The 15,210-nt window shown below is 73.1% G+C and carries 18 protein-coding genes; 8 read left to right on the top strand and 10 right to left on the bottom strand.

Annotation, left to right across the window (positions count from 1 at the left end; translation table 11 throughout):
* Positions 1 to 419: 419 nt before the first annotated feature.
* Complete coding sequence (locus ACZ7GX_RS16990) at positions 420 to 3,248, bottom strand: sacsin N-terminal ATP-binding-like domain-containing protein (RefSeq protein ID WP_498777589.1); 2,829 nt, start codon at positions 3,246 to 3,248, stop codon at positions 420 to 422.
* Positions 3,245 to 4,015 carry a DUF3027 domain-containing protein gene (locus ACZ7GX_RS16995; RefSeq protein WP_498777591.1) on the bottom strand — a complete coding sequence of 257 codons (771 nt, stop codon included), beginning with the start codon at positions 4,013 to 4,015 and terminating at the stop codon, positions 3,245 to 3,247. Before ACZ7GX_RS16995 ends, ACZ7GX_RS16990 begins: the two co-directional genes overlap by 4 nt.
* Positions 4,016 to 4,088: 73 nt before the next feature.
* Here ACZ7GX_RS16995 and ACZ7GX_RS17000 point away from each other — a divergent pair, with 73 nt between their 5' ends.
* Genes ACZ7GX_RS17000 through ACZ7GX_RS17015 form a run of 4 tightly spaced genes read left to right on the top strand, consistent with a single transcriptional unit; the run spans position 4,089 to position 7,805 of the window.
* The gene (locus tag ACZ7GX_RS17000; RefSeq protein WP_498777877.1) at positions 4,089 to 4,832 is read left to right on the top strand and encodes a glutaminyl-peptide cyclotransferase; all 744 of its coding nucleotides are present in this window, start codon (positions 4,089 to 4,091) and stop codon (positions 4,830 to 4,832) included.
* An 18-nt stretch (positions 4,833 to 4,850) separates the two neighbouring features.
* A complete protein-coding gene (locus tag ACZ7GX_RS17005; protein WP_498777594.1) occupies positions 4,851 to 5,753 on the top strand; it encodes a threonine ammonia-lyase in 903 nt (300 codons plus the stop codon).
* Positions 5,754 to 5,787: 34 nt separating this feature from the next.
* Entirely contained in the window at positions 5,788 to 7,314 is a 1,527-nt protein-coding gene (locus ACZ7GX_RS17010) for an MFS transporter (RefSeq protein ID WP_498777597.1), read from the top strand.
* Positions 7,315 to 7,325: 11 nt separating this feature from the next.
* On the top strand, positions 7,326 to 7,805 hold the full coding sequence (locus ACZ7GX_RS17015) for a DUF2771 family protein (RefSeq protein ID WP_498777599.1): 480 nt from the start codon (positions 7,326 to 7,328) through the stop codon (positions 7,803 to 7,805).
* Positions 7,806 to 8,217: 412 nt separating this feature from the next.
* Here ACZ7GX_RS17015 and ACZ7GX_RS17020 read toward each other — a convergent pair whose 3' ends face one another.
* Positions 8,218 to 8,604 (bottom strand): cold-shock protein, encoded by a 387-nt coding sequence (locus tag ACZ7GX_RS17020; protein ID WP_498777880.1) that lies wholly within the window; start codon positions 8,602 to 8,604, stop codon positions 8,218 to 8,220.
* Positions 8,605 to 8,830: 226 nt separating this feature from the next.
* Here ACZ7GX_RS17020 and ACZ7GX_RS17025 point away from each other — a divergent pair, with 226 nt between their 5' ends.
* A complete protein-coding gene (locus ACZ7GX_RS17025) occupies positions 8,831 to 9,022 on the top strand; it encodes a hypothetical protein (protein WP_498777603.1) in 192 nt (63 codons plus the stop codon).
* On the opposite strand, the gene ACZ7GX_RS17030 is transcribed toward ACZ7GX_RS17025, so the two are convergent.
* Positions 8,988 to 9,632 (bottom strand): HAD family hydrolase, encoded by a 645-nt coding sequence (locus tag ACZ7GX_RS17030; RefSeq protein ID WP_498777607.1) that lies wholly within the window; start codon positions 9,630 to 9,632, stop codon positions 8,988 to 8,990. The genes ACZ7GX_RS17025 and ACZ7GX_RS17030 overlap by 35 nt on opposite strands.
* A gap of 36 nt (positions 9,633 to 9,668) precedes the next feature.
* Here ACZ7GX_RS17030 and ACZ7GX_RS17035 point away from each other — a divergent pair, with 36 nt between their 5' ends.
* Positions 9,669 to 10,211 (top strand): TetR/AcrR family transcriptional regulator, encoded by a 543-nt coding sequence (locus tag ACZ7GX_RS17035; RefSeq protein ID WP_498777610.1) that lies wholly within the window; start codon positions 9,669 to 9,671, stop codon positions 10,209 to 10,211.
* A gap of 3 nt (positions 10,212 to 10,214) precedes the next feature.
* On the opposite strand, the gene ACZ7GX_RS17040 is transcribed toward ACZ7GX_RS17035, so the two are convergent.
* Together ACZ7GX_RS17040 and ACZ7GX_RS17045 are read right to left on the bottom strand one after the other, a co-directional pair.
* Positions 10,215 to 10,484: a hypothetical protein gene (locus ACZ7GX_RS17040; RefSeq protein WP_498777613.1), complete on the bottom strand. Its 270-nt coding sequence runs from the start codon at positions 10,482 to 10,484 to the stop codon at positions 10,215 to 10,217.
* A 2-nt stretch (positions 10,485 to 10,486) separates the two neighbouring features.
* Entirely contained in the window at positions 10,487 to 11,461 is a 975-nt protein-coding gene (locus ACZ7GX_RS17045; RefSeq protein ID WP_498777616.1) for a Gfo/Idh/MocA family protein, read from the bottom strand.
* A 32-nt stretch (positions 11,462 to 11,493) separates the two neighbouring features.
* Between ACZ7GX_RS17045 and ACZ7GX_RS17050 the strand changes: the two genes are divergently transcribed.
* Entirely contained in the window at positions 11,494 to 11,868 is a 375-nt protein-coding gene (locus tag ACZ7GX_RS17050) for a YccF domain-containing protein (protein ID WP_498777618.1), read from the top strand.
* A gap of 34 nt (positions 11,869 to 11,902) precedes the next feature.
* On the opposite strand, the gene ACZ7GX_RS17055 is transcribed toward ACZ7GX_RS17050, so the two are convergent.
* Positions 11,903 to 12,286, bottom strand: coding sequence for a VOC family protein (locus tag ACZ7GX_RS17055; protein ID WP_498777620.1), 384 nt, complete (start codon positions 12,284 to 12,286; stop codon positions 11,903 to 11,905).
* A 103-nt stretch (positions 12,287 to 12,389) separates the two neighbouring features.
* Positions 12,390 to 13,178, bottom strand: a complete 789-nt coding sequence (locus tag ACZ7GX_RS17060) for a metallophosphoesterase (RefSeq protein WP_498777622.1) — start codon at positions 13,176 to 13,178, stop codon at positions 12,390 to 12,392.
* Positions 13,179 to 13,332: 154 nt separating this feature from the next.
* Between ACZ7GX_RS17060 and ACZ7GX_RS17065 the strand changes: the two genes are divergently transcribed.
* On the top strand, positions 13,333 to 13,677 hold the full coding sequence (locus tag ACZ7GX_RS17065; protein WP_498777624.1) for a hypothetical protein: 345 nt from the start codon (positions 13,333 to 13,335) through the stop codon (positions 13,675 to 13,677).
* Here the strand turns inward: ACZ7GX_RS17065 and ACZ7GX_RS17070 are convergent.
* Positions 13,582 to 14,319: a maleylpyruvate isomerase family mycothiol-dependent enzyme gene (locus ACZ7GX_RS17070; protein ID WP_498777628.1), complete on the bottom strand. Its 738-nt coding sequence runs from the start codon at positions 14,317 to 14,319 to the stop codon at positions 13,582 to 13,584. The genes ACZ7GX_RS17065 and ACZ7GX_RS17070 overlap by 96 nt on opposite strands.
* A gap of 66 nt (positions 14,320 to 14,385) precedes the next feature.
* Positions 14,386 to 15,192 carry an HAD-IIA family hydrolase gene (locus ACZ7GX_RS17075; RefSeq protein WP_498777631.1) on the bottom strand — a complete coding sequence of 269 codons (807 nt, stop codon included), beginning with the start codon at positions 15,190 to 15,192 and terminating at the stop codon, positions 14,386 to 14,388.
* Positions 15,193 to 15,210 lie beyond the last annotated feature (18 nt).

The following is a 15,210-nucleotide window of genomic DNA, read 5'->3' on the forward strand; positions in this document are numbered from 1 at the left end:
AGCCGCACCGGCCGGCACCGGCCACGCTCGGCTACCACCGCTCCGCCGCCACCGCTCGCCGCTGCCCATCGCTCGCCGCCATCCCAGGCCGCGCTCGCCGCCACGTACCGCTCGACACTCGCCGCCACGTACCGCTCGCCACCTGGCCACGCACCGCTCGCCACCTGACCGCTGCCTGCCCGCCACGCACTGCCCGCCACGCACTGCTCGCCGCAGCCGACCACCGCTGCCCGCCGCAGCGGCCCACTGCTCTCCGCGGCCCACTGCTCACGTCGGCCGAGAGCGGTGGGCGCCCAGGGTCTCGGGCTGACACTGAGGGCCGGGGCGCCGCGCCTCCCTCTTTTCCGGCAACAAATCCGGGATTTCCATTCATCCCCGGAGCGGCTTCCACGATCGGGTGATCTTGGCAGCCCGGCCGGTCAGCCCAGCAGCACGGCCGGTGTCGGGTCGGCGATCAGCGCGGCGAACGTGTGCCGATCATCCCAGCGACCCGTCGTCCACGCCAGCGCACGCGCCAAACCCTCGGGCGTGTCGGCGGCGTGCACGACCTCCGATTCCACCCACCACGACACCGAGTGCTCCGCACCCTCCGCGGCCACCACGAGATCGTCGTGCACGATCAGCGAACCGGCCGGCAGGTCGACGCCGAGCAGGTCGCACGCCAACCGCACCGCGCCCAGCTCCGACCAGACCACCTCGTCGCCCTCGCCCACCACCGCACCGGACACTTCCTCCGACGCCAACGGCAGCGCCAGCAGCTCGGCCAGCTCCGCCGCCGCACCGGACGACGCCAGCACCTGGGCCGGCGGCAGCACGCCGAGCAGCCACGGCGAATCCAGCACCAGCACGTCGTCGGCCGGCTCGGCGGCGCCGGTGAGCACCCGCACCCGGTCCGGCGGCTCGACGCTCACCGAGTCCGCCACCTCGGCCAGCGACGCGTGCACCCGCAGCACCAGAGCGTCCGACAGCTTGCGCTCGGGATCACCCAGCCGCGCGATCAGGTCGGTGACGTCGTCGGAGTCCACCACGCTCAACGACGTGCGCACCCCGGCCGCCGCCAGCACGTGCGGCGGCAGCCCGATCGACGGCACCACGTCGTACAGGCCCTCCAGCCCGTCCGCGTCCGGCAGCCGCCACGACCCCAGCGGCACGCCGTCGATCGTCGCGTAGCGGGCCAGCCACCAGCCCGTGTACCCGTCCGGCTCGTTCACCGCACGCCACGCCACTGGGTCGGCGGCCATCATCGCCAACGCCTCCGGCCACTTGTCGCGCGCCACCAGGTCCAGGTCGCGGATGCCGAGCACCCGGGTCGGCGGCACGTCGAACGCGTCCCACCAGTACCCCTCGTCGGCCAGGTCGTGGTCGGGCTCGGTGGGCGAGTCGTCCTCCACCACGGTGAACCCGTCGATCACGCCGACGTCGGTCAACACCGACCGGGGCCACTCGGCCGCCACCGCGGCGTCCAGCACGCCGAACGGCGCGTCGGGCTCCAGCACGGCCAGCAGCGCCGAGTCCGGCAGCACGAGCTCGTCCGCGCGCCGCCACTCGCCGTCCGCCGACGGCAGCGCCAGCTCCGACAGCCACGGCCGCCCACCGGCCCGCGACACCAGCCGCAGCACGGTCCGCACCAGCTCCGGACCGTCCAGCGCGGGGTCGTCCAGGCTCCGGTGCACGGCCTCGCGCACGGCGTCGGAGTCCAGCAGCTCCGCCGGGCCGGCCTCGGTCGCGCCCAACCGCACCAGCAACGGGTGCGCCGCCTCGGGGTGCGCGATCCGCAGCCCCGGCACGGAGAACAGCTCCGTGTCCGTGCCGACCAGCACCCCGCGCGGGCTGCTCACCAGCCGCCCGTCCACCAGCGGCACGGGCAGGCCGCCCATCGCCTCGCGCGCGGTCGAGTCGACGTCGGCGACCGGTGACAGCGCCTCGTACACCTGGCGCCACCACGACGGGTCGCCGCCGACACCGGCCAGCGCGGAGACCACTTCGGGCACGCCGAGGCGCGGCACTTCCAGCGCGGCCAAGGCCTTCGCGTGCGGCGGCAGCGTCAGCTCGTAGTCGAGCAGGCCGGGTATGACGTCTTCCAGCAGCTCGACCAGCTCGAACGACGCGAGGTCGAGCACCTTCGACGCCGACGGCGCGGCCCACTCGCCGTCCGCCAGCGGCAACCACGACGCCGACCTGAGCGCCGCCAGGATGCCCGTCCGCAGCCGATCGTCCACTTCGGACAGCGGGAACCCGGGCAACGGCACGAGCGACGTCCGCTCGACCGCGGGCAGCTTCGCCACCAGCTCCGGGTACGCGAGCGCGGCCTGCTCCAGCACGTACGACGCCGCCGTGCCCGCCAGCACCCGCCGCCGCGACGGCTCCACCGGCAGCGTCGCGATCAGCCGCGCGGGCAGCGACAGCTTCTCGTCGGTCGGCGTCGGCGCGTGCAGCACGTCACCGGACAGCGGCTCGTCCATCGGCCACGCCCAGCACACCGACCACTGCGGCCGGGACTCCACGCCCGCGACCAGCGCCGCCGGCAGCTCGCCGCCGACGCGGTGCACCAGCCACCGCTGCGCCCCGCCGGGCCCGGTCAGCACCACCACGCCGTCGGCCTCGGACCGCTCCCACGCCTCCGCGCCGACCTCGACGCGCCGCAGCCCGGGCAACGCCAGCAGCAGGTCCGGCACCTGCACCGCGAACTCCGCGAGCAGCGCCGCGCCGTCCACCGTCAGCGGCAGCCGCACCTCGGTGTCGAACCCGTCCGGCAGGTCCGCCTCGTCCGACGGCCACACCAACCGCAGCACCGGCACGTCACCGCCGCGCGCGGACGCCAGCGACGGCACCGCCTCGCGCGTGCGGGAGGCCGAGAACGCCACCGCGCCGGTCCGCGACACCACGCGCGGCTCCTCGGTCACCGCCAGCACGGCGGCGAAACCGACGCCGAACTGGCCGACCGTGTCCGCGGCCTTCGACGACGCGCGCAACGACGCCAGCGCCGCCACCCCCGCCGCGTCCAGCGGCGCGCCGGTGTTCGCCGCACGCAGCTCACCGTCCACAACGGACAGTCGCAGCACGCCGGGCGCGTCACCGGCCGCGTCGGAGGCGTTCTGCGCGAGCTCCACCAGCAGCCGGTCGCGGTACCCGCCGAGCCTCAGGTCCTCCTCGGCGTTGGCGTCCTCCCGGAACCGCGTGGGCGAGCCGCGCCACGCCGCCAGCACCGACTCGCGCAGCGCCTCGGTGCCGAACGGGTCCGCGCTCACTTCCCGCTCTCGGAGTTGGCCTCGACGTCGAGCACCGCGTCGTCGTAGACGACCTCGGCGACCGGCACCAGCGGGCCGCCCTCCACCTCGACCTCGGAGTGCGCGCCGCACCCGTACTCCACGTGCACGACGTGCCCGTCGGCCGGCGTCATCTCGTTCGCGCACACCCCGTAGGCGGCGCCGAGCGACCCGGCGATGCGGGTGTAGAAGCCGCACGTGCCGCAGGTGGCGGGGGCGCTGCGGGCCATCTCGCTGCGCGGCCCGAAGTCGCCGGCGTGCCAGCGCTGGGCGGCGTCGAGCACGCCCTCCCGCGACAGCACGCGCACGCGGCCGAGACCGACCTCCATGGCGACCTCTTCGACCGCCGGGTCGTCCGAGCCGACGTACCCCGGCGCGAGGCGCGGGTCGTCCTCGGGCGCGGGCAGCAGGTCGCCGACGCCGAGGTCGCCCGCCCGCACCCGCTCGTGCCACGGCACCCACTCGGGCGCGACCAGCGCGTCCTCGCCGGGCAGCAGCACGACCTCGCTGACCGACAGCGGCGTGCCGGGGCCCGCGAACGCGACCGTGACGGCCCAGTTCCAGCCCTGGTAGCCGGCGTGGTCGGCCTCGAACAGGTGCGTCGCGGACACCGCGTCCTCCGCGACGGCGCCCACGTGGTCGCCGACGCGTTCCGCGCCCGCCTCCTCTTGTGCGGCGGCTCGGGCGAGCCGGACTGCCGCTGGGTCGGCGAGCGCTGGATCGGGCTGGCGGGTCGGCGTGGCGGTCACGGGTTGAATTGTGCCGCACGTCTGCGCAGCCCCGCGCACACGTGCCACCCTTTCGGACGTGCGGTGGCTCCTGATGGCGGCGGTCTTCGTCTTGTCGGCGGCGTGCACCACCCCGCCGAGCGGTCCAACGGGCGGTCCGACCCGGGTCGAAGTGCTGGGCACGCTGCCCCACGACCCGGGGGCGTTCACCCAGGGCCTGGAACTCGTGGGCGGCGTCCTCTACGAGGGCACCGGTCTGGAGGGGCAGTCCTCGCTGCGCCGGCTCGACCCCTCCTCCGGGGAGGTGCGGCAGCGCGTCGACCTGCCCGGACCCCTCTTCGGCGAGGGCATCACGGTCGTCGGGGACCGGATCTGGCAGCTCACCTGGCGGGACGGCGTGGCCATCGAGCGGGACCGGGACACGCTCGAGGAAGTGAGACGCGTCACGTACGAGGGCGAGGGCTGGGGCCTGTGCCTCGACGGCGGCCGGCTGGTGATGAGCGACGGCACCGACGAGCTGGCGTTCCGCGACCCGACCTCCTTCGCCGAGACCGGCTCGGTCGCCGTGCGCCGTGACGGGGAGCCGGTCACGTTGCTCAACGAGCTGGAGTGCGTCGACGGCCAGGTGTGGGCCAACGTGTGGCAGACCGACGAGGTGGTGCGCATCGACCCGGCGAACGGCCAGGTCACGGCCACCGTGGACCTCAGCGGGCTGCGGCCGGCCGACGTGCCGAAGTCCGACGTGCTCAACGGCATCGCGGCCGTGCCGGGCACCGACGAGTTCCTCGTCACGGGCAAGAACTGGCCGACGATCTTCCGGGTCCGCTTCACGCGGTAGTGACCTACGGTCTCGCACGTGGACATCGACCTCGACAACATCGCCCGCGCCGCCGAGACCATCGACCCCGTCTTCCGCGGCACCCCGCAGTACGTCGACGAGCAGCTCGGCGCGGCGCTGGGCCGCCGGGTGCTGGTCAAGGTCGAGACGGTCAACCCGCTGCGCAGCTTCAAGGGCCGCGGCGCGGACTTCATGGGCGCGACCCTGCCGCCGGGACGCACGGTCGTGTGCGCGTCGGCGGGCAACTTCGGCCAGGCCGTGGCCTACGTCGGCCGCACCCGCGGTTTCCCGGTCGAGGTCTTCGTCTCCCGGGCCGCCGTCCGCGACAAGGTCCGCCGGATGAAGTCCCTCGGGGCGTCCGTGATCGAGGTCCCGGGCGACTTCACCGCCGCCAAGGACGCCGCCCGCGAGCACGCCCAGCGGGTCGGCGCGATCTTCGTCGAGGACGGCCGCGACGTCGCCGTCACCGAGGGCGCGGGCAGCATCGCCGTCGAACTGCTCCGGGCGGGCCGGTTCGACACCGCGGTGGTCCCCGTCGGCGACGGCGCGCTGATCACCGGCATGGCCCGGTGGATCAAGGAGCACTCGCCGGACACCCGCGTCGTCGGCGTCTGCGCCGAGGGCGCGCCGGCCGTGGCCCGTGCCTGGGCCGGCCGCCCGGTGGCCGACACGCCCATCGACACCATCGCCGACGGGATCGCCGTGCGCGTCCCCGTGCCCGCCGCCATCCCCCGGCTGCGAGCCCTCGTCGACGACATGGTCCTGGTGCCCGACGACGCCATTCGAGACGCGATGGCGCTGGCCCGGGGCGCGCTCGGCCTCGTGCTCGAACCGGCGGGCGCGATCGGCCTGGCCGCGATCGCCGTGGCCGACATCCCGGGCGAGACGATCGCCACCGTGCTCACCGGCGGCAATGTGTGAGACAGCCCGCACCGGGTGAGGCAGGATTGAAGGCGTGACACCCCCTCGGCCGGAAGACCAGTCGCGGCGGTACCCGTGGGAGGACGACGAGTACAAGCCGCGCACCCGGCCGTACCCGACCCCGGGCCCGCCGCCACCCCCGCGTGACGAACGCGAATCGGCCCGGTTCACGCCACCGCCGGACGCCGACAAGCCGACCGTCCCGACCCTGCCGAAGAAGCTGACCGTCACCCGCGTGGCGTGGTTCCGGACCCGGCAGCTCAGCAGCCAGGCGCTGGCCGCGTTCCGCAAGGCCGCGCACGCCGACGGCGCCAAGCAGTCCGGCCTGTCCTCCCTCACCTACGCGGTGATGCTGAACTACGCGGCCGACGCGGCGATGGCGGTCGCGCTGGCCAACACCTTGTTCTTCTCGGCCGCCTCCGGCGAGAGCCGGGGCAAGGTCGCGCTCTACCTGCTGATCACCGTCGCGCCGTTCGCCCTGGTGGCGCCCGTGATCGGCCCCGCCCTGGACCGCATCCAGCACGGCAGGCGGGTGGCGCTGGCCGCGTCCTGCGTGATCCGCGTCTTCCTGTCCATCGCGATGGCGCTGAACTTCGACAACTGGGGCCTCTACCCGGCCGCCCTGGGCAGCATGGTCCTGTCCAAGTCGTTCACCGTGCTCAAGGCCGCGATCACACCCCGCGTGCTGCCGCGCGAGATCACCCTGTCCAAGACCAACGCCCGGATGACCGTGTTCGGGCTCGCCGCCGGCGGCGTGTTCGGCGCGGTCGCGGCCGGTTTCGCGAACCTCTTCGGCTCCCCGGGAGCCCTCTGGTTCACCGCCGCGCTCTGCCTGGCCAACGCCTTCTACTGCCTGCGCATCCCCTCGTGGGTCGAGGTCACCGAGGGCGAGGTCCCCACCTCGCTGCGCGCCAAGCCGCACAAACCCAAGCGCCAGGCACTGGGCCGCACCGTCGTGGTCGCCCTCTGGGGCAACGGCGCGATCCGCATGCTGACCGGCTTCCTGATGCTCTTCGCCGCCTTCGTCGTCCGCGCCCAGACCGAGGGCGACGCCCTCATGCAGGTCCTCCTGCTGGGCGTCATCGCCGCCGCGGCCGGCATCGGCAGCTTCCTCGGCAACGCCGTCGGCGCCCGCCTCCAGTTCGGCTCGCCCGACCAGGTCGTCATCGGCTGCCTCACCACCGCCCTGGCCACGGTCGTGCTGGCCGCCGTCCTCCCCGGCCTGGTCACGGCCGCCGCCGTCGGCCTGATCGGCGCCACCGCCAGCTCCCTGGCCAAGGTGTCCCTCGACGCGGTCATCCAGGACGACGTCCCCGACGAATCCCGCGCCTCCGCCTTCGGCCGCTCGGAGACCATCCTCCAGCTCGGCTGGGTCTTCGGCGGCGCCCTCGGCGTCCTGCTGCCCACCGAGTACTGGATCGGCTTCACCGTCCTCGCCGTCCTGCTCGCCGTCGGCCTGGCCCAGACCATCCAGACCAAGCGCGGCTCGACCCTGATCCCGGGCCTGGGCGGCGACCGCCCACTGCGGCCCGCGCCCGTCGTGCCCAGGCCGGGCACGTAGGCTCGACCGCCGTGCGCCGAGCCCTGATCCCCGTGTCGCTGCTGGTGGTCCTCTCCGGCTGCGCGACGGCGACCACCGACCCCGAGGTGACGTTCTACGCGGACGGCAAGACGATCAACGTCCACCCGTCCCAGTACTGCGACCTGCGATCGGAGAACTGCGACGTCGCCCCGGACGCGGTCGGCGTCCTCCGCGTCCGCCCGGGCAAGCCGGTCCAGATCTCCGTCCCGGGCGACCTGGCCAACACCGCCTGGTCGGTCAAGTTCACCTACCGCAACGCCCAAGGCCAACCGCAGGAACCACTGCGAAGCAGGCTGTTCACCGAACGCGACCCGAAGTACGCCTACACCCTCGTGCTCCCGAACCCCGACGACCAGCTGGAGAGCGTCGAGGTCCAGCAGTACGGCGCACGCATCGAGGCGGGCACCACCGGCGCGTTCGACTTCGTCGCCCGGGGCACCTGGGTCGTCTCCATCGACGACCGCCACTAACCCACCCCACCCACGGCCACGTGCGACGTCCCACTTCAGGACGACGACCAGCCGCGCTACCAATCCACAACGGACCCGTAGCGAACCCCACCGAGGCCCTCAACCGCCGCACACGGACCCGCAGCGAACCCCACCGAGACCCTCAACCGCCGCACAACGGACCCGCGGCGGACCCCACCGAGGCCCGATTTGACATGGGTTCGGGTGCTTTAGGCTGGTCGAAGCCGGCAGGCCTGGCGGGACGCTTTTCCCCGCCGGGCCTGCCGGCTTTGGCCTGCCTGGAGTGCCCGTAAGGGCCCCATGTCAAATCGAGCCGGACCTGACCCGAGCAGCCGGACCCGAGCGTGACCACCGGCCCGACCCCGAACCCGACCACCAACGCACAACCACCAACCACCACACCGCTCGGGCTTTACGGATCCAACTCCCGCGCCACCGCCCGGACCACCTCGGCGATCAGCTTCGTGTTCTTCCGATCCGGGTACCGCCCCCGCCGCAGCTCGGGCTGCACCTTCATCTCCAGCAGCTTGATCATGTCCTCGACCAGGCCGTGCAGCTCCTCAGCCGGCCGACGACGGGCCTCGGCCACCGACGGCGCGGGGTCGACCAGCCGGACCGACAACGCCTGCGGACCGCGCCTGCCCTCGGCCATGCCGAACTCGATCCGCTGACCGGCCTTCAAGCCCTCGACACCCGGAGGCAGCGCGGATTTCCGCACGTAGACGTCTTCGCCACCGTCCTGTGTGACGAAGCCGAAGCCCTTCTCCGAGTCGTACCACTTGACCTTGCCGGTCGGCACCGTTCTCACCAATCCTTATGCGATCACACGACGAACGCGCCCCGGGGCGTGCCCAAGGCGCGTCCCACCAGACTATCCAGAACACCACCGCCGGGGCACCTCCGATCGCGCGACTGCGCCACCCCGCCACCCCGCCACCCCGCACCGCACCACCCCGCCACACCGCACCGCACCGCACCACCCACACCCGCACCGCCCCGCCCGCACCCGCGACTACGCTTCAGCCATGTCGACCTCGAAGCTGATGCCGCCTGCGGTGGCGTTGTTCGCGCTCGGCGTGGCGGCCATCGTCGCGATGTTCATCGCCGGCGAACGCGGCCTGCCCGCCTGGGTGTTCGCCGCGGGCTGGCTGCTCGCCCCCGCGGGTCTCGCGCTGGGCGTGCTCAGCGCGGTGCGGAACGCCCGGCCCCGGCGCTGAGCCGGTCGACGTTCGCCCGCAGCCACCCCGGGAACTCCGTCAGGTCCGCCAGCACCACGTCCGCGCCCTCGGCCGTCAACTCCGCGGCGTCGCACGGCCCGCTCACCACGCCCACGGCCACCGCACCGGCCGCCTTCGCACCGCGCACGTCACCCACGTGGTCGCCCACGTACACGGCCGCGCCGTGCGCCTTCAGCGCCTCGGCCTTGCCGGCCGCCCACAGCTCGCCGAACAAGTGGTCCACCTCCCAGTCCAACGCCGCCAAGTGCAGCGCCGCGTTGGCCCGGTACTTGCCGGTGACCACGATCGTCGTCCCGCCCAGCTCACGCACCGCCGCAAGCGCTTGCGCCGCGCCCGGCAGGGCGACCGTGGCCGGGATGACGACCTCCGGGTACAGCTCGCGGAACCGGGCGATCAACCCCGGGATGTCCTCTTCGACCACTCCGAAGTCGCGGTAGATCATGTCCAGGGGCGGGCCGAGGTTGGCCGCGAAGTGGGCCCCGTCCAGCGGGTAGCCGCTCTCCGCCGCGACCGCGTCCATCACGGCGGCCATGCCCGGCCTGGGGTCGATCAACGTCATGTCCAGGTCGAAACCCACGGTCAAAGGCACGGTTCGCACCCTATGCGCTGTGCAAAGCTTTGCGCCGTGACGGAACTCACCCGGGCGCTGCTCGACGCGGCGGTGGACCTGATCGCCGCACACGGCTCACGTGGCCTGCGCATGGCGGAGGTCGCCGCCAAGGTGGGCGTGAGCAGGCAGACCGTCTACAACGAGTTCGGCAACAAGGAGCGGCTCGTGCAGGCCGTGGCGCTGCACAAGACCGCCGAGTTCCTCGACGGCGTCCGCGCGCAGCTGGCGAGCACGCCCGACCCCGTGGAGGGCCTGCGGCGGGCCATCAGGTTCGCGTTCGACCTGGCCGCCCGGGACGCGCTGGCCAAGTCCGTGCTGGGCGGCGCGAACGCCGAGGACATGCTGCCCCTGCTGACCACCAAGGGGCGACCGGTCCTGACGTTCGCCACCTCGGTGTTCGCCCAGCACCTCCGCAAGCACTGGCCGACGATGCCGGACGCGCGCGTGCACCTGATCGCGGACACGATCGTGCGGATGGCGTTGAGCCACCTGCTCACGCCCAGCAGCCGCCGCGTCGAGTCGGTGATCCAGGTGACCGAAGCGCTGCTGGCCGACTGACCGTCACCGCCGCGCCGCGACCCTGACCCGCCGCACACCGGCCTTCCCCGCACCGCCCCTACCGGCCCCGGCCTTCCCGGTCCCGACCTTCCCCGCACCGACCTGCCGCGCCACGACGACCCGCCGCGCGTCCGCCCGTCGCGGCACCTCACGCGTGCGCACCGCCGCGGGCCGCACCGGCTCGTCGCTCCCCGCGCCCCGGCGCGAGAACACGACCAACCCCGCCGCGCCCACCAGCCCGGCCACCGCCGCGAGCACCCACTTCTTGCCCATGCTCAACCCACCGCCACGTCGTCGTAGGTCAGGCCCACCCGCTCGGCGGCCCTGGTGAGGGTGCGCAGGATCGCCAACGACTCGGCGGGCCGCATCGACGGGCTCTCCGTCTCACCCGCCCGCACCCGGTCCACGACCTCGCGCAGCTGTGGAACGTACCCCGCGCCCTCCTGCTCGTGCCGGTGCTCCACCCCGTTGACCACGATCCGGCTCGGGTTGAACAACGCCTCCGGCAGCTCGACCAGACCGCGCGTCCCGTACACGACCGCGCCGGACTTCAGCGGGCTGACCAACGACGACCCCAGCAGCGCGTGCGCGCCACCCTCGTAGCCGAGCAGCATGCCGATCTCGGCGTCCACACCGCCGACCATCCGCCCGTGCGCCTGGACCGTCTCCGGCTCGCCCAGCAGCAGGTGCGCGAACGACACCGGGTAGATCCCGAGGTCGAACAACGACCCGCCGCCCAGCGCCTTGTTCCACAGCCGGTGCGCCGGGTCGTGCTCCAGCGTGAAGCCGAAGTCCGCCCGGACCGACCGGACCTCGCCGATCGCGCCGTCCGCGACCAGCTCCGCCATCCGCACGATGAGCGGGTTGAACCTGGTCCAGATGGCCTCCATGAAGAACAGCCCGCGCTCGCACGCCAGGTCCACCACGTCCTGCAGCTCGCGCAGGGTCAGCGTGGCCGGCTTCTCGCACAGCACGTGCTTGCCCGCCTCCAACGCCGCGCGGGTCACCGCGTGGTGCTGGACGTGCGGCGTCGCCACGTAGACGACGTCCACGTCCGGGTCGGCCAGCAGGTCGGCGTAGTCGCCGTACGCGCGCGGGATCCCGTGCTTGGCCGCGAAGGACTCGGCCTTGGGCAGCGCGCGCGACGACACCGCGAGCACCTCGACGTCGGGCAGCAGGCGGAGGTCACCGGTGACGACGTCGGCGATGCCGCCCGTCGCCACGACGCCCCAGCGGAGTTTGTTCAGCACGGGACGGGAGCTTAATCGGGCAAGATGGAGGTGTGAGGCTCATCCTGAACCTGATCTGGCTGGTCCTGAGCGGCTTCTGGCTGGCCGTCGGGTACGTGGTCGCCGGCGTGGTGTGCTGCGTGCTGATCATCACCATCCCGTGGGGGCTGGCGTCGTTCCGCATCGCGAACTACGCGCTGTGGCCGTTCGGCCGCACGGTCGTGGACCGGCCCGGCGCCGGCGCGCCGTCCCTGCTCGGCAACGTCGTGTGGATCGTCGTCGCGGGGATCTGGCTGGCCATCGGCCACGTGGTGACCGGCGTGCTGCTGTGCGTGACGATCATCGGCATCCCGCTGGGCGTGGCGAACTTCAAGATGGTGCCGGTCTCCCTGATGCCGCTGGGCAAGGAGATCGTCTCCCTCCCCTGACCCGTCCCCGAACGCGCCCGGGGCCCGGGGCCCGTCAGCCGGTCACCTCGTGCAGGCACAGCACGTTGCCCTCGCTGTCGTGGAACCACGCCGCCTTCTCCGACCCGAGCACGGCGACGTGGTTCACCGTCTTCAGCTCGGGCAGGTCGTAGTCCTCGAACCGCACGCCGCGCCGTTCCAGCTCGCCCATCTCGGCGTCCAGGTCGTCGACCTCGAAGCTCAGCACGGTGTGGCCGCTCTGCGCGCCCTCCTCGGCGGGCATCAGGCCGAGCACGTCGCCCCGGCCGAGCTCGAACAGGCGGGTGCCGTCGTCGCTGCCGCCCAGCGGCGTGAGGCCGAGCCGGTCGGCGTAGAAGTGGGCCGCCCGGTCCGAGTCGGTCACGGGCAGGATCGTCGTGGTCCGCGTCGCGGTGAGCATGTCGCTCCTCCTTGCGGGGTGGAGCCCTCCTGGGGTGGGGCCGTCAGCGGTCGGGGCCCGACTTGCGGGTGGGGCCCGACTTGCGGGTGGGGCAATGCTGCGCCTACTCCGCCTGGTCCGCCAGTTGGACGACCAGGCACGGACCGCCGCTGTAGAGGCCCGCGTCGACCGCCAGCACCTTGTCGTCGGCGTACCGCAGCGGGCCGTCGATCTCCTCCGGCGGCACGCCGAGCTGGTCGGCGATGACGCTGTGCCCGTGCACCACCTCGTGCCCGCCGAGCACCTCGAGCAGCTCGCCCGCCACCAGCGCGCCGTCCGGGCCGCGGAACGCGTAGCGGGTGGTCATCTTGCGCCAGCACTCCCACCAGTGGTCCAGGTCGTCGCCCTTGAGCACGTCCCACACCGCCTCGTTGACCTCGTCGATCGTGTCGCCCCACTCGAGGTAGGCGAGGGTGTCGGAGTGCATCAGCAGGTGCCCGTCGACCTCGGTGAGCACGCGGCGGGAGGTCAGCCACTCGATGTGGGCGTCGGTGAGCCGGTCCTGGTCGCTGCGCAGGCCGCCGTTGAGCAGCCAGCTGCGGGCGAAGCTGCGCGGGGTCGGCGCGCCGGGCACGTTGCGGTCGCCGAACCGGTGCATGCCCAGGAGCAGCACCTCGTGGTTGCCGATGAGCGCGTCGACCTGGCCACCGCTCTGCTCGGCCAGCCGCATCACGAACTCGATCACCCCGATCCCGTCGGGGCCGCGATCGACGAAGTCGCCGAGGAACCACAGCTCCGCGTCACCGCCGCACCAGTCACCGTCGGCGTCGACCAGGCCCGAGGCGTGCAGGGCGCGGGTCAGCTCGGCGAGGTGCCCGTGCACGTCGCCAACCACGAAGAGCGGTCGTTCCACACCTGCGACGATAAGCGACGCGGGGGTGTGGTGCGCAAAAGTCGATCAGCGCTCGGCCCGGACGCTTCGGCCGCACCACCGCGAACCTCACCCGTCAGGGTGAGATCCGGGTGGTTTGCCGTGACGAAAGCCGGCCGGCGGGCTCTCACCCACCATGAGAGAGCAACTGGAACAGGTCGCCGGCGAACTGGACGAGGCGATGGTCTCGGTGGCCGCGCGGGCGGGCGCGAACTGGCACCCGTGGCAGCACATCGAGTGGCTGCGCCTCCAGGCGGACCTGCTGGACCGCCTGGGCGCGGCGTTCGGCGGCCCCGGCTCGTGCCGCGCCGAACTGCTGCGCGACCGGGCCGAGCGGATGGCCGACCGGATCAACGGGATGCCCTCCGCCGAGGGCGGCTTCCCGTCACGACAGCTTGGGCCACCCGAGCAGCGCGTCCACCTTCGCGCGGTCGCCCGCCACGGTCAGCTCCTCCACCCCGAGGCGCCGCCACAGCAGTAGGTAAAGCTGCTCGGCCGTGCCGCTGACCCGGACGTCCGGCTCGCCCCCGGCCAGCCGCGCCGGCCTGGCCGACCCGTCCGTGCCGAGCAGCCACGTCGCGCCGGTGTCGGTCGCCGCCAGCTGGAGCACCAGCGGCCCGCCCTCCCACTCCTTGCCGTTGAGGAAGCGCTCCAGGAACTCGTCCACCCCGTCCGCCGCCAGCTCGGCCGGGATCGGCTCGACCGCGCCCGCCGCCTGCTGGGCGTCCCAGCAGTGCACGACCACCTCGTGCGCCTGCCGCGAGGCCAGCGCCGCCGCCGTGTCGCGCTTCTCCTCGTTCCAGAACACCCACACCGGCGCGTCCGGCCCGCCGACGCGCAGGTAGTCCTCCTGCACGGCGACGAACCGGGCGCTGATCTCCCGCCACCCCTCGATCCGGTCCGGCCCGGTGTCGGCGGCCCGCCGCGCCGCCTCCTCGTCCGGGTACGCGCCCTTGGCCAGCACGACGGCGGTCCACCAGGACTGCACCTCCGCCATGTGCGCGACCAGGTCGTCCACGGTCCAGCCCGGACAGCTCGGCACCGGTGCGCCGAGGTTGCCCACGACCGCCTTGGTGAAGGACCCGCTGTACTCCTCGATGACCGCCAGGTGATTGATTCCCATGGCCGATCAAGCTAGCCCCGACCACCGACTATTCCCGGACGTCGGCCCACGGCTCCGGCCCCGGGCTCAGCCCTCGTCCGCGAGCCCGTCCGGGAAGGGGTTCGCCGAGTTGCCGACCAGGTCCGCGATCGACTTGACCACCCGCGTCGGCCGGTACGGGTACAGCTCGGCCGTCGACTCCGTCGAGATCCCCGTGAGCACCAGGATCGTGCGCAACCCCGCCTCCAGGCCGGACCGCACATCGGTGTCCATCCGGTCGCCGATCATCAGCGTGCTCTCCGAGTGCGCGCCCAGCGCCCGCAGCGCCGACCGCATCATCAACGGGTTCGGCTTGCCGACGTAATAAGGCGCGCGGCCGGACGCGCGTTCGATCAGCGCGGCGATCGAGCCGGTGGCGGGCAGCGAGCCCTCGCGGGACGGGCCGGTGGCGTCCGGGTTCGTCGCGATGAACCGCGCGCCCTCCTCCACCAGCCGGATCGCCTTGGTGATCGCGGTGAAGCTGTAGGTGCGGGTCTCGCCGAGCACCACGTAGTCCGGGTCGCGGTCGGTCAGCACGTAGCCGATCTCGTGCAGCGCCGTGGTCAGGCCCGCCTCGCCGATCACGTACGCCGAGCCGCCCGGCCGCTGCGAGTCGAGGAACTTGGCGGTGGCCAGCGCCGAGGTCCAGATCGCGGACTCCGGCACCTCCAGGCCCGTGCGGGCCAGGCGGGCCCGCAGGTCGCGCTGGGTGTAGATGGAGTTGTTCGTGAGCACCATGAACGGGATGCCGTTCGCGGTCAGCTCGGCGACGAACTCGCTCGACCCCGGGATCGGGTGCTCCTCGTGCACGAGCACGCCGTCCATGTCCATCAGGTAGTTCCACTGAGCGGCCATGGCGGACATGCTGCCGGC

Source organism: Actinosynnema sp. NPDC037264, assembly GCF_055603705.1.

Bases quoted from the DNA above. Each gene is read 5' to 3' on its own strand.
- ACZ7GX_RS17070 (WP_498777628.1), bottom strand. From the start codon at position 14,319: ATGGGAATCAATCACCTGGCGGTCATCGAGGAGTACAGCGGGTCCTTC.
- ACZ7GX_RS17025 (WP_498777603.1), top strand. From the start codon at position 8,831: ATGTCGACCTCGAAGCTGATGCCGCCTGCGGTGGCGTTGTTCGCGCTC.
- ACZ7GX_RS17055 (WP_498777620.1), bottom strand. From the start codon at position 12,286: ATGCTCACCGCGACGCGGACCACGACGATCCTGCCCGTGACCGACTCG.
- ACZ7GX_RS17040 (WP_498777613.1), bottom strand. From the start codon at position 10,484: ATGGGCAAGAAGTGGGTGCTCGCGGCGGTGGCCGGGCTGGTGGGCGCG.
- ACZ7GX_RS17000 (WP_498777877.1), top strand. From the start codon at position 4,089: ATGGCGGCGGTCTTCGTCTTGTCGGCGGCGTGCACCACCCCGCCGAGC.
- ACZ7GX_RS17075 (WP_498777631.1), bottom strand. From the start codon at position 15,192: ATGGCCGCTCAGTGGAACTACCTGATGGACATGGACGGCGTGCTCGTG.
- ACZ7GX_RS17065 (WP_498777624.1), top strand. From the start codon at position 13,333: ATGAGAGAGCAACTGGAACAGGTCGCCGGCGAACTGGACGAGGCGATG.